This is a genomic window from Oceanobacillus senegalensis (genome assembly GCF_900176885.1).
Lineage (GTDB): Bacteria > Bacillota > Bacilli > Bacillales > Amphibacillaceae > Oceanobacillus > Oceanobacillus senegalensis.
This window is the reverse complement of record NZ_LT839648.1, coordinates 1,360,533-1,372,916: the sequence shown is the minus strand read 5'-3', so window position 1 is coordinate 1,372,916 and position 12,384 is coordinate 1,360,533. Positions and strand designations below refer to the sequence as shown.

At 34.3% G+C, this 12,384-nt stretch carries 11 protein-coding genes; 1 reads left to right on the top strand and 10 read right to left on the bottom strand.

The window, feature by feature from the left end; genetic code table 11:
* Positions 1 to 129: 129 nt before the first annotated feature.
* From asnS to CAO17_RS06560, 10 genes are all read right to left on the bottom strand, one after another.
* Positions 130 to 1,422, bottom strand: coding sequence for an asparagine--tRNA ligase (asnS, locus tag CAO17_RS06605; RefSeq protein ID WP_085992054.1), 1,293 nt, complete (start codon positions 1,420 to 1,422; stop codon positions 130 to 132).
* 30 nt (positions 1,423 to 1,452) lie between these two features.
* Complete coding sequence (locus CAO17_RS06600; RefSeq protein WP_085992053.1) at positions 1,453 to 2,637, bottom strand: pyridoxal phosphate-dependent aminotransferase; 1,185 nt, start codon at positions 2,635 to 2,637, stop codon at positions 1,453 to 1,455.
* A gap of 19 nt (positions 2,638 to 2,656) precedes the next feature.
* Positions 2,657 to 3,112, bottom strand: coding sequence for a cell wall elongation regulator TseB-like domain-containing protein (locus CAO17_RS06595; protein ID WP_245831775.1), 456 nt, complete (start codon positions 3,110 to 3,112; stop codon positions 2,657 to 2,659).
* A gap of 40 nt (positions 3,113 to 3,152) precedes the next feature.
* Positions 3,153 to 3,326, bottom strand: a complete 174-nt coding sequence (locus CAO17_RS06590; protein ID WP_085992051.1) for a YpmA family protein — start codon at positions 3,324 to 3,326, stop codon at positions 3,153 to 3,155.
* Between the two features lie 516 nt (positions 3,327 to 3,842).
* Positions 3,843 to 6,644 carry an ATP-dependent DNA helicase DinG gene (gene dinG, locus CAO17_RS06585; protein ID WP_143833726.1) on the bottom strand — a complete coding sequence of 934 codons (2,802 nt, stop codon included), beginning with the start codon at positions 6,642 to 6,644 and terminating at the stop codon, positions 3,843 to 3,845.
* Positions 6,645 to 6,873: 229 nt separating this feature from the next.
* Positions 6,874 to 7,854 (bottom strand): biotin--[acetyl-CoA-carboxylase] ligase, encoded by a 981-nt coding sequence (locus CAO17_RS06580; RefSeq protein WP_085992049.1) that lies wholly within the window; start codon positions 7,852 to 7,854, stop codon positions 6,874 to 6,876.
* Positions 7,835 to 9,031, bottom strand: coding sequence for a CCA tRNA nucleotidyltransferase (locus tag CAO17_RS06575; RefSeq protein WP_085992048.1), 1,197 nt, complete (start codon positions 9,029 to 9,031; stop codon positions 7,835 to 7,837). Before CAO17_RS06575 ends, CAO17_RS06580 begins: the two co-directional genes overlap by 20 nt.
* The gene (gene bshA / locus CAO17_RS06570) at positions 9,021 to 10,166 is read right to left on the bottom strand and encodes an N-acetyl-alpha-D-glucosaminyl L-malate synthase BshA (RefSeq protein ID WP_085994422.1); all 1,146 of its coding nucleotides are present in this window, start codon (positions 10,164 to 10,166) and stop codon (positions 9,021 to 9,023) included. The genes CAO17_RS06575 and bshA overlap by 11 nt, the downstream gene beginning before the upstream one ends.
* Before the next feature lie 36 nt (positions 10,167 to 10,202).
* Positions 10,203 to 10,994, bottom strand: coding sequence for a 4-hydroxy-tetrahydrodipicolinate reductase (dapB, locus tag CAO17_RS06565; protein WP_085992047.1), 792 nt, complete (start codon positions 10,992 to 10,994; stop codon positions 10,203 to 10,205).
* A 17-nt stretch (positions 10,995 to 11,011) separates the two neighbouring features.
* Positions 11,012 to 11,314, bottom strand: coding sequence for a nucleotide pyrophosphohydrolase (locus CAO17_RS06560; protein WP_085994421.1), 303 nt, complete (start codon positions 11,312 to 11,314; stop codon positions 11,012 to 11,014).
* Between the two features lie 168 nt (positions 11,315 to 11,482).
* On the opposite strand from CAO17_RS06560, the gene CAO17_RS06555 reads away from it, so the two are divergent.
* Entirely contained in the window at positions 11,483 to 12,358 is an 876-nt protein-coding gene (locus tag CAO17_RS06555) for a YitT family protein (RefSeq protein ID WP_179151898.1), read from the top strand.
* Positions 12,359 to 12,384: the final 26 nt, after the last annotated feature.

The window sequence follows — 12,384 nt, the reverse complement described above, 5'->3', positions numbered from 1 at the left end:
TATAACAAAATCTAGTAAATTTCTCTTAACTCTTAGAACGTCTTTCTTAATGTACAAATGAAAATCCCTTGCATATGCAAGGGATTTATTTTATTAAATTATAAGCAATATATTATTTACCTATTTATGTTATGGATACAAACGATTTAATAATCTTGGGAATGGAATTGTTTCTCTGACATGGTCTACTCCTGAAATCCATGCAACTGTTCTTTCTAAGCCTAAACCGAATCCTGAATGTGGAACACTACCATATTGAGAGAGTTCTAAGTACCATTTATAGGCTTCCCCTGTTAAACCATGTTGTTCATAACGCTCTTTCATTAATTCTAAATCATTAATACGCTCCGAACCACCTATTATCTCTCCATAGCCTTCCGGTGCAATTAAATCTGCACATAAGACTACCTCAGGACGATTCGGATGTGGTTGCATATAAAATGCTTTTATTTCTGTAGGGTAGTTCGTTATAAATACCGGCTTATCAAAGCTTTCGGCAATTGCTGTTTCATGCGGAGCACCAAAGTCCTCTCCCCATTCAATATCATCAAATCCTTTTTCTTTAAGAAGTTTAATGGCATCATCATAGGTTATTCTTGGGAAAGGTGCTTTTACTTTTTCAAGTTCAGATGTATCACGTTCTAGTACTCCTAATTCTAATTTACAATTTTCCAAAACGGATTGAACAACATAATTTACATAGTTTTCCTGAATTTCTAAGCTTTCCTCATGTTCAACAAATGCCATCTCCGGCTCAATCATCCAGAATTCAATTAAATGTCTGCGTGTTTTCGACTTTTCTGCCCTAAATGTAGGACCAAAGGAAAAGACTTTTCCAAGTGCCATTGCTGCAGCTTCCATATATAGCTGTCCACTTTGAGACAAATATGCCTCTTCATCAAAATATTTCGTATGGAATAACTCAGTAGTCCCTTCCGCAGACGACCCTGTAAGGATTGGCGGATCCACCTTTACAAACCCATTATCATTAAAGAATTGGTAGGTTGCACGAATAATTTCATTACGAACTTTCATGATCGCATGCTGTTTTTTGGAGCGTAGCCATAAATGACGATGATCCATTAAAAATTCCGTTCCATGAGCTTTAGGTGTAATCGGATAATCAACAGCCTCATGAATAACTTGAATGTCACTCACCTGCATTTCATAGCCGAAAGGTGAACGCGTGTCTTCCACAATTTTTCCAGTTACATACATTGATGTTTCCTGTGTTAGATTTTTGGCACGTTGAAATGTTTCGTCCGATACGTCATTTTTAACTACAACACCCTGCATGAATCCAGTTCCATCGCGAAGCTGTAAAAATGCAATTTTTCCACTTGAACGTTTATTAGATAACCACGCACCAATTGTTACTGTTTCTTCTAGATGTTTTGATACTTGCGATATAGTCGTCTTCATTGAAAAATAATACCTCCGTCTTACCTTTTCTTAGGAATGGTGATTGATTACAAATCGTTTTATTCTCTTAGCTGCCTCAACTAGGTCTTCTAATGCAAGAGGATAGGACAAACGAACATTCTCCGGAAAACCAAATCCGGAACCAGGAACTAGAGCTACCTTCTCCTCTTCAAGAATAGCATTAACCCACTCATCTACACTAGAAAAACCATTCATTTCGACAGCTTTTGAAACGTTAGGAAAGATATAAAAAGCACCCTTAGGTTTGATGCATGTAATGCCTGGTATATCTGTAATTAAATCATAAAATGCATCTAATCTTTCAGCAAAAGCTTTATTCATTTCTTGAAGAGATTGGTCATCATTTTCATAAGCCGCTAATGCAGCATATTGAGCAATTGATGTTGGATTTGACGTTGAATGGGAAGCAAGACTTGTCATTGCCTTAATTATTAGCTGCGGACCTGCTGCATATCCAATTCTCCAACCTGTCATGGAATGTGATTTTGATACACCATTTATCACTACAGTATTTTCTTTTAGCTCAGACGAGATAGATGCAATAGAAACATGCTGATCAGAAGTGTAAATTAATTTTTCATAAATTTCATCCGATACGATTAAAATACCATGTTCTAAACAAATGTCACCAAGTGCTTCTAACTCCTCTTTTGTATACATCATTCCTGTTGGATTAGAAGGTGAATTAATAACTATTGCTTTCGTATTCGGTGTAATTGCTGCTCTTAGTTCTTCTGGTGTAATTTTAAATTCATTTTCTTCTAATGATTTAAGAATGACAGGCTTTCCACCAGCCAATTTAATTTGTTCCGGATAACTTACCCAATAAGGAGCAGGTACAATCACTTCATCACCATCATTTAAAATAACCTGAAATAAGGTGTATAAAGCATGTTTGGCACCTGAGGTAACTATAATTTGTTCTGGCTGATAGGATAATTCATTATCTTTTTCAAACTTTTTAACAATAGCCTGCTTTAATTCCACCGTTCCACCGGAGGGAGTATACTTCGTCAACCCATTCTTCATTGCTTCTTGAGCTGCTTCTAAAATATATTCAGGTGTATTGAAATCCGGTTCACCTGCACCTAGTCCGATCACGTCATGACCTTGTTTTTTTAGTTCCTTCGCCTTTGCGGTGATTGCTAATGTTGAAGACGGTGTTAATGTCTCCACTCTTTTTGATAATTGCATAAATTTATTGTTCTCCCCTCTAGTTAAACATTCTTTCAAATCTATATTGCTCAAAGCTTGAACCATTATATATGGATACGTATTCTAATACATATCGGCTTTTTGCATCATGATAGGATAATTCCCATAAAATATTATCGTCAATTAAAGCTGGTGTTATTTTAACGAGAGTACAACCCTCGCAATTTTTTTCCCATGTATTTATTATATCCTCTTTAGGGATAATTTCTGAAGTATCGACAGTGGTGATTTTCTTTTCTTTTCCTTCCAATGGATAAAAGATCATTTTTTCTTCATTTTCTTCGTTTTTACCAACCACAATGTGATATGCCTCGTTTCCATAAAATAAATCTATGTCATCAATTTCAGTAATGGAAGTTTGTTCTAGAATAATCTTTTCGGTTTGCTCAAAACCATCTGTTTTTTTATCATAAATATTTTTATACAAATAGGTTCCGTAAATTAGACTAATCATTATTAAAGCTACTATCAACCATAAACTTCTCCGTAACCATTTATGTCCGATAGATCGTGAATATCGCTTGCTCTTCATTTTTATCATCCAATGCTAAGCCAAACATTAAATCATCATCCTTTAATGTACGATTTAACGTATCGACTATTTTATAAAGCTCTGACGAATGTTGGAGTTTGACTGTTGATAATGTTTCAACCTTATGATTATCCATTATTTCCCCCTCCAGATAATATTGCTTCAATTATCAAAATTTGTAAATCATAGTCCTTTTAGAAATGCAAATAATATAATTACGTTGATATTACAAGATGAAGCACAAATAAAGTATACCAATTTTATGCATGATTTGCTTTATTTTATACTTTCAACAAAAATATCAGCCCACACCATTATTACTTCCTTGTACTGATGCAGTTATTGCATCAGTAATTTTTTTGCTAACTTTTTCTTTGCTATTTTTGTTGCCTTGTTTTTTTATCGTTCTGATAGTGCACGTTGATTAGGCAGTCGCACACTTTAGTGCATGACTTTAGTTTCCTTGAAGTAGATGCCACTAAAGGGCCTACAGGATACGTGCATTTCCCGGAAGAGTCAATTCAATTCCCCTCATGATAGCTAGAAAACTTATCCTTTAAGATTGGAGAACTTATAGCACTAGCGGAGGAAATATACACGGATCCTGCGGGAAGAGACATATTTTGTGTCACGAACAACCTTTTTTTACTTATTAAAACCATTCTTTTGCTTTTTGCATAAGGCTATTGGTTGTATCGTAGGTTATAGGTACTTCAGGGATGGAATTTGTGAAATATTTACCATATCTAGCCTTTTTAATTCTCGCATCACAGATAAAAACAATTCCACGGTCACTGGAAGATCTAATTAGTCTACCAAATCCTTGCTTAAATCGGATAACTGCATTTGGTAAGGAATAATCCATAAAGGGATTATTTCCACTCTTTTTAATATAATTAGCCTTAGCTTGGTAAACAGGATGATCAGGTGGTTGGAAAGGAAGCCTTACAATCATGAGACATGAAAGGTCTTCTCCCGGAATATCTACCCCTTCCCAGAATGAGCTAGTTCCTAAGAGAATTGCCTGATCAAAAGTTTGAAAATTTTTCTTTAATCTTGTTCTGCTACCACTAGTTATACCCTGTCCTATAAGCATGTAATTATTTGTATCCAGCATTTCTTTTAATAATTTATACGATTTTTTTAGCATATCATAGGAAGTAAACAATACAAGCATTCTTCCATCCGTAATATCAGCCAATGATAAAATTGCTTCACATGTTGCATATATATAGTCATCCATATTTCCATATTTTATATCAGGAAAATCATTTGGTACCATTAATTGTACTTGGTCCTTATAAGAAAAAGGTGAATGAATTTTTTCATTTACTAAACGATTACTAGGAAGTCCTAATCTTTTTTGAATAAATGAAAAATCTTTATTTATTGTTAATGTTGCACTAGTTAAGATAACACTATCCTTTTTTTCAAAAAATTCCTCAGCTAGTAAAAACGAAATATCTGTTGGTTCTGAGTATAAATAAACGGTATTATTCGTTCCTTTCCTGTCAATCTCAATCCATCTTACTTGTGGAACAGAACCCTCAATTAAGAATAACTTTTCAAAGCTATCAATAAAATGCTGTAAAACCTCTGCGATACCAGTTAAATCTTCCTTGTCATATTTATCAATTTGTTTTGTTTTGATTAAATAATTTTCAATCACAGCAATAAAATATATTAAATCACGGAAATAAAACGTTAATCTTGTTACAATTTCTTTAATACCATTCCATTTTGTTGTTTCCTCTTTTTCTTCATCAAACCGGTATTGGACTCTACCTATATCACTAACCGACTTAACATTCTCTTGTCTATTTAACACGTAATGGGATAATGTAGAAAAAAGCTCTTCCACTTCATATTTTGCTGAATTAATCATTTCATCCCATTGTTTTAATGAAATTTCGTCTTGTTCTATGGAATAATTCGTTAAAATTTTTCCTAGTGATTTGTCATCCTCAGCATGACCAATTTGATTTAATACGTATTGCATGTTCATATAATCAATTTTCAGTCCATAATGATGTGATGCGGTGTCTTCAAAATGGTGAGCTTCATCAATAATAACTCTCTTATAGCTCGGTAAAAACTGATAATCATTAAAAATATCAGTACAAAGTAATGCATGGTTTGTAATGATTATATTGGCATGCTGTGCCCGTTTTCTTGCCTTTTGATAATAGGATTTCGAAAACCAAGGAGAATGAGGATCTACCATCCCTTCTGCATCTGTTGAAATCTTTTTATAAAAAAGATAACCACTGGAGGGTAGATTGATTTCGTCAATATCCCCAGTCTCTGTTTCCGTTAACCAAACAAGAATCATTGCCTTCGTTAGTGTAATATCATAATTATCCTCTTGGCTAGATACCAATTCATGGGCAAATTTTTCTAAACTAATATAGTGATTTTTCCCCTTCAGTATAGCAACTTTTATCGGAAAGTCTACTAGTTTCTCAATAAGTGGAATTTCTTCATCCATTAATTGTGACTGTAGTTGTGTTGTGTATGTACTAATAACTATTCGTTGTTTCGATTTGACTGCCTCATAAATTGCTGGAAGCAAATAGGCTAAAGATTTTCCTGTACCAGTTTCCGCTTCTATTAAAGCATGTTCCTTCGCTTGGAAAGAATCATATATTATTTCTGACATTTCTCTTTGACCATTTCTTTTTTCATAATGATTCTTGTACATTTCTAACTTTCCATTATCCTCGTAAATCCCATCTAAATACTCCCCAAAAGATTGAGTAACAGCAGGGGGTATATCATCTATTGACTCTGTTTTTCTAAATGCTAAGCCATGAAACGATTCCAGTCTCTCATCAGTCGTTGAAAAAGCTAAATCCTGTTGTCTTTTATATAATAGTGCATATAAGTCAGATTTAAACATTTTCTCTAGATTTAATAAATAATGGATTGTTTCATAAGGTAATGTGTAAAGTTTTTCTTTTAAGCGCAAAAATAATTTTGCTGTCACAATTGCATCAGATAAAGCACGATGTGGATCATCGTGATGAATATTCAAATAATCTGCCAGTTGTCCTAATTTATAACTAGGTGCTTGAGGAAATAATATACGAGCGAGTTCAACTGTATCGATAATTGGATTTGTAAGTTTTTCTCTTCCATTTAGTTCTAATTCAGCATTTAAAAAACCTAAATCAAATGGAACATTATGTGCAATCAAATAACTATTTTCAAAAGCTTCCATAATATTATCCGCTTTATCATGAAATACTGGTGCATCTTTTACATCCGAGTCATAGATTCCGGTTAGATTAGATATAAATGGTGGTATGGATTTATTCGGGTTAAAAAAGGTTGATTTTGTTTCCTTTATTTGATCATCTTCAATCACTACAAGCCCTACTTCAATAATTCTATCATCATTGGCAGGAGAATGGCCCGTTGTCTCCAAATCGATTACAACATATTTATTTTTCATAATCATCCACCTAGCTTTCTAAAGCCTAAAGAAGTAAAAATATAGGGCACTAAATGAATAATATTATAGTATATCCCCTATCACATCGCCCTAATTATAGTTGCTCCTACTTTCCATTGTTTTATTCATTGTCATACATTTTAAAAATAAAATTTATGGCTTACTACATCTATTTTCTTCATCATATCAGGAAACGATGTGACGTCAACTTCTACCTTCTTGTTTCTACTCAACGAAACCAGTCAATTTCTGCAGAGTATAGCTTTGTTGTATTACCATCTATTGTTTTAGTTACTAGTGCACCATCTTCGCTTATTCCCAAAAAAGGCGCATTCCATTCTTCATTAAAAGTCTTTATGGATATCTCCTGACCAATTTTAAACCCGTAATGTTCCCATTTACGCTTAATATTAGAAAATCCGTTTTCTAAGTAATATTCATAACTTTTTTCAAATGTATGTAGAAATTCCTGAATAATTTCTTTTAAAGCCCATTCCTTATTGGTCTCTAATTTTAATGATGTTGCTTCTCTTTTAATAACTTCAGAAAGTTCCTTTTCATTGTGGTTCACATTTAATCCAACTCCAATAATCACATACCATATCCTATCCTGCTCAGCTTGCATCTCAGTTAGAATACCAGCCACTTTTCGTTTGTTCACCAAGATGTCATTTGGCCATTTAATTTGTGGCTTTATGTTTGTGTAGGACTCTAGTACTTCTGCTAAAACGGTTGCCGTTAACAATGTTAACTGCGGGGCTAAATTAGGCTCAATCTCTGGTCTTAAAACCATACTTAGCCACATTCCCTTATCTCTCCTAGAATGCCAGCTTCTAGTTATTCTCCCCCTACCCTTTGTTTGTTCGTCAGCTACAACAATCGTTCCATTTGGAAACCCGTCACGTGCAGCATCATGGGCAATAATTTGGGTAGAGTTAACAGATTCACGGTGTATTACCTCTTTTCCTAACCAATTGGTTTTTAGTCCCCATTTAATCGTATTCTCACTCAATTTATTAGGAAACTGAATAATTCGGTATCCCTTTTTAGACTTTCCTTCAATTTCATATCCGTCTTTTTTTAATTCATTCATATGTTTCCAAATTGCACTTCTAGAGATCTGCAGTTTTTCCGATAAATCTTGTCCGGAGATGTACTGATCTTTATTGTTTGAAAGAATTTCTATCAATTTATTTCGGGTGGATTCCATTTTTTATCCACTCCTTTATATCAGATTTATGATTTTTTACGTTACCAAAAACAACTTGTTTTTCAATAGTTGTTAGCATTTCTTGAATCCAAGGTCCTTTTCTTTTATCTGGAAACCAACAGATTAAATCATTCCCATTTATTGATAGATTCCTTCTAGATTGGATAGGAATAGTTTTCGCCATTCTTTCCAATTTGTTTAGTTGAACACTTCCAGTCCATAAGGTATTTAGGACTCGTACGAACCCTCTATAGTAAGAAGAATCTAACTTATAAAGCAACCATCGGTCTAAACCATTTTGTAAATAATAATGAATAGCTTGAACGATGGATGTCGCTTCACGTTTCATTTGATTTGACGCTTTCCATGCCTTGACCCATTTTGAAATGCTAATATCTTCATCAAGCATATGAAATAATGCAATTACTTCCCCAAATGACATGAAAGGAGTAATGGAAGAAGGTAATTTATCAATAATAGATGGTTTTTCATGAAATACGGGTAAGAATTTATAGCTCCCCGTAATCTTAAGATATTCAAGCCCATTTTCAATATCGTTTCCAGAGAAAAATTTCTCCATTTCTCTCATAATTCTTTCGACAGCCAGACTAGAAATCTCGTGATTTAATGTCTGCATTTGATCCAGTGTTTTCGCGTCAATCTGAAAGCCTAACTGACTGGAAAACCTTAAAGCTCGAATGATACGAAGTGGGTCTTCTTGGAACCGTTCCATTCCATCGCCTACCGTACGAATAATCCTTTTCTCTAAATCCTTTTTTCCTTCAAATAAATCGATGATATTTCCATCTGCATCCATTGCTAGGGCATTTATCGTAAAATCACGACGTTCCAGATCTTTATCAATTTGATCAATGAACGTGACGGAATCCGGATGCCTTTTATCTGAGTACTCCCCCTCCACACGAAAGGTTGTCACCTCGTAAGTTACATTTTCATGAACAACAACAACAGTCCCGTGTTCCACACCAACAGGAATAACCTTATCAAAAATGGTTTGAATGATTTCAGGAGATGCGGAAGTAGCTATATCAATATCTCCAATAGGGCGTTTTAACAACAAGTCCCGTACACAACCACCAACAAAATATGCTTGATGATGATGATTCTCTATTGTTTCGATAATATATCTTGCCTGTTTAAATAATTCATCTAGCATGCTGTTCACCATTTTCTAATACTTCGTGATATAAATCGATATATTGCTGAATAATTTGCTCTGATTTAAATTGAGCTTGTATATACGAATAAGCATTTTCTGAGAATCGTTTTAACCTGGAGTTATCCTTTAATAAATGAATTGCATAAGCAGATGCTTGTTCAACATCTCCCAGATCTACTATATATCCTGTTTCTTTATGCTTAATAACTTCAGGTATTCCACCGATATTCGTTCCAATACAGGGTACCTTACAAGCCATGGCTTCTAATAATACAAGTCCAAAGCTTTCCTTTTCAGATAATAATAATAATAAATCCGAAATAGATAGAATTTCACTTATACTATTTTGTTTACCTAAAAATAAGACATCATTTTCTATACCTAAATCGCGAACCAATTGGAGGGTTGAAGCGTATTCTGGACCATCCCCAACCAAAATCAACTTACTGTCGACCGATTGTACAACCTTTTGAAACGTATATACAACATCATGTACTCGTTTTACCTTTCTGAAATTGGATATATGAATGACTATCTTTTCATTCGCTTTTATTCCGTATTGTTCTTTTAGAGGTGAATGATATCTAGGAAAATATTCTTGTTCATTTACAAAATTATAGATCACAGAAATGTCCTTCTCAGTTGATATCATTTCTTTCGTTTGTTGAACGAGACTGTTAGACACAGCTGTCACCGCATCTGAATGTTCAATACCATATTTGATCATCTTTTTAAATGTCTGATCCACACCTAGAACAGTTATATCCGTACCATGAAGTGTCGTAATAATTTTGACATCTCTTTCTGCAATATCTTTTGCTAGAATTGCACAGATTGCATGTGGAACCGCATAATGCACATGAAGAATATCTAATTCTTCTTGATCAATGACATCAGCCATTTTTGTTGCCAATGCCAAATCATATGGTGGATATTGGAAAACAGGATATTGTCCCAATTCCACTCCATGGTAAAAAATATTCGGATACAATTTGTCTAAACGGAAAGGAAGACTTGAGGTAATAAAATGAATTTCATTTCCTTCTTCTGCTAGCATTTTTCCTAGTTCAGTAGCAATTACCCCTGAACCACCTACTGTAGGATAACACGTAATTCCTATTCTCATTGTCATTTCTTCCTTTTCAAAGAATTCTCGCATTTTAATACATTAAATAATATTTTCCAGCCCGTAAACGAGCTCATTTAACTCCATTACCTTTTCAACTGAGAATTTCACCCCGTCCATGAAAGATGCTCTGTTTAAGGAATCATGTTTAATGGATAATAGTTGGCCTGGACCTCCAAATATAACCTCCTGATGGGCAACAAGTCCTGGAAGACGTACACTATGTATTCTCATCCCGTCCAGTTCAGCACCTCTTGCTCCATTAATCGTCTCTTTTTCATCTGGATGTCCTTGATGTTTCATTTCTCTAGACTCTGTAATCATTTCTGCTGTTTTTACAGCTGATCCAGATGGTGCATCTAATTTATTATCATGATGCTTTTCAATGATTTCAACATCTGGAAGGTATTTTGCTGCCATTTGTGAGAATTTCATCATAAGGACAGCACCAATCGCAAAATTTGGTGCAATAATTGCTCCTAAGTTTTTGCTTTTAGCTAATTGATTAAGTTCAGTAATTTGCTCGCTACTGAATCCCGTTGTACCTACCACAGGTCGTATATTATGTTCTAATGCTGTTTTTGTATGTAAATAACCAACTTCTGGAATGGTTAAATCGACCAGAACATCTGCTTCCACTTCCTGAAAGCATTCTGTTACATTTTCATAAACAGGCACATCTATATCAGGTAACCCAGGTACATCCTTCAATGTTTCCCCATTATGTTTGCGATCTAAACACGCAACTAATCTAAAACTTCCTTCGTTATGTACCATACTTACCGCTTCTTTCCCCATTTTACCTCTTGGGCCTGCAATTATTACGTTAATCATATAAGAACCTCCTCTAATTAGTCTTTTCGTGTCCATCGGTCTTTATCTCGTGTTTCAAATTTTGTCATTGCAAGATGAAAGGCTTCTGATAGGTCAATATCGAGTGAGTTAGCAAAACAAGTCAGAACAAAAATGACATCTCCTAACTCCTCTTCCACCGTCTTCTCCTGCTCTGTATTCTTTTTCGGTTTTTCACCATAGTAATGATTTATCTCTCTTGCTAGTTCACCGGTTTCCTCTGTCAACCTAGCCATTAAGCTTAAAGGAGAGAAATATCCTTCTTTAAATTGAGATATATAATCATCTACTCTTTTTTGCATTTCTTCTGTATTGTAATTTGGTTTACTAATATGAATCACCCTTTACTTATCATCTCTTTCATGTTAGCGAATTGAGCTTACTTTGACAAATCATATACTTTATAACCTTTAATAAAAATAATAAGATTGTTATAGAATGGAAATGGTAAGATAAGGGAGATGAAAATAATGATCTATGGTTTAAGAATTAAAAATATTATCTTTATCCTACTAGGAGCCGCTATTTTCTCCTTTGGAATCGTTCATTTTAATATGCAGCATAACCTTGGAGAAGGAGGCTTTACAGGGATAACATTATTGTTATTCTTTTTATGGCAGATTGATCCTGCAATATCTAATATTATACTGAATATCCCCGTATTTTTTATAGGATGGAAGTTTTTGGGGCGAAATACATTTTTATATACCATTATCGGAACGTTATCTGTTTCTATTTTCTTAGGATTGTTTCAGAAATATCAATTCCAAATTAATTTACAGGAAGATATGCTTTTAGTTGCACTATTTGCCGGAGTATTTATAGGTATCGGTTTAGGGATTATATTTCGGTATGGAGGAACAACCGGTGGCGTAGATATAATAGCTAGACTTGTAAATAAATTTGCCGGTTGGAGTATGGGGAGAACCATGTTTTTATTTGATTTAGTGGTAATAACAACCTCTATCTTTGTAATACTTGAATTGGATGAGGGAATGTATACATTAGTTGCTGTCTATGTAGGTGCTAGGGTTATTGATTTTCTCCAGGAAGGCGCCTATTCAGCTAAGGGAACAACTATAATCTCTGACCACAGTGAGGAAATTGCAAATTTAATTATGAAAAAAATGGATCGTGGAGTAACCGTTTTAAACGGACATGGTAGTTATTCTGGTGAAAAACGGAATGTTTTATATTGTATTATTGGTAGAAATGAAATAGTACGCTTAAAAAATATTATTCATAGCATTGATCCACATGCATTTGTTGCTGTAACAACCGTACACGATGTGTTAGGGGAAGGATTCACTCTGGACGAAAATAAAAATCCTATTAAAGTGGATTAAAAAAGGATGGCAATCGCCATCCTTTT

Coding starts and splice junctions, on each gene's coding strand:
- asnS (WP_085992054.1), bottom strand. CDS start 1,422: ATGAAGACGACTATATCGCAAGTATCAAAACATCTAGAAGAAACAGTA.
- CAO17_RS06560 (WP_085994421.1), bottom strand. CDS start 11,314: ATGCAAAAAAGAGTAGATGATTATATATCTCAATTTAAAGAAGGATAT.
- CAO17_RS06600 (WP_085992053.1), bottom strand. CDS start 2,637: ATGCAATTATCAAAAAGAGTGGAGACATTAACACCGTCTTCAACATTA.
- dapB (WP_085992047.1), bottom strand. CDS start 10,994: ATGATTAACGTAATAATTGCAGGCCCAAGAGGTAAAATGGGGAAAGAA.
- CAO17_RS06595 (WP_245831775.1), bottom strand. CDS start 3,112: ATGATTAGTCTAATTTACGGAACCTATTTGTATAAAAATATTTATGAT.
- CAO17_RS06590 (WP_085992051.1), bottom strand. CDS start 3,326: ATGGATAATCATAAGGTTGAAACATTATCAACAGTCAAACTCCAACAT.
- CAO17_RS06580 (WP_085992049.1), bottom strand. CDS start 7,854: ATGGAATCCACCCGAAATAAATTGATAGAAATTCTTTCAAACAATAAA.
- CAO17_RS06575 (WP_085992048.1), bottom strand. CDS start 9,031: ATGCTAGATGAATTATTTAAACAGGCAAGATATATTATCGAAACAATA.
- dinG (WP_143833726.1), bottom strand. CDS start 6,644: ATGAAAAATAAATATGTTGTAATCGATTTGGAGACAACGGGCCATTCT.
- bshA (WP_085994422.1), bottom strand. CDS start 10,166: ATGACAATGAGAATAGGAATTACGTGTTATCCTACAGTAGGTGGTTCA.
- CAO17_RS06555 (WP_179151898.1), top strand. CDS start 11,483: ATGATCTATGGTTTAAGAATTAAAAATATTATCTTTATCCTACTAGGA.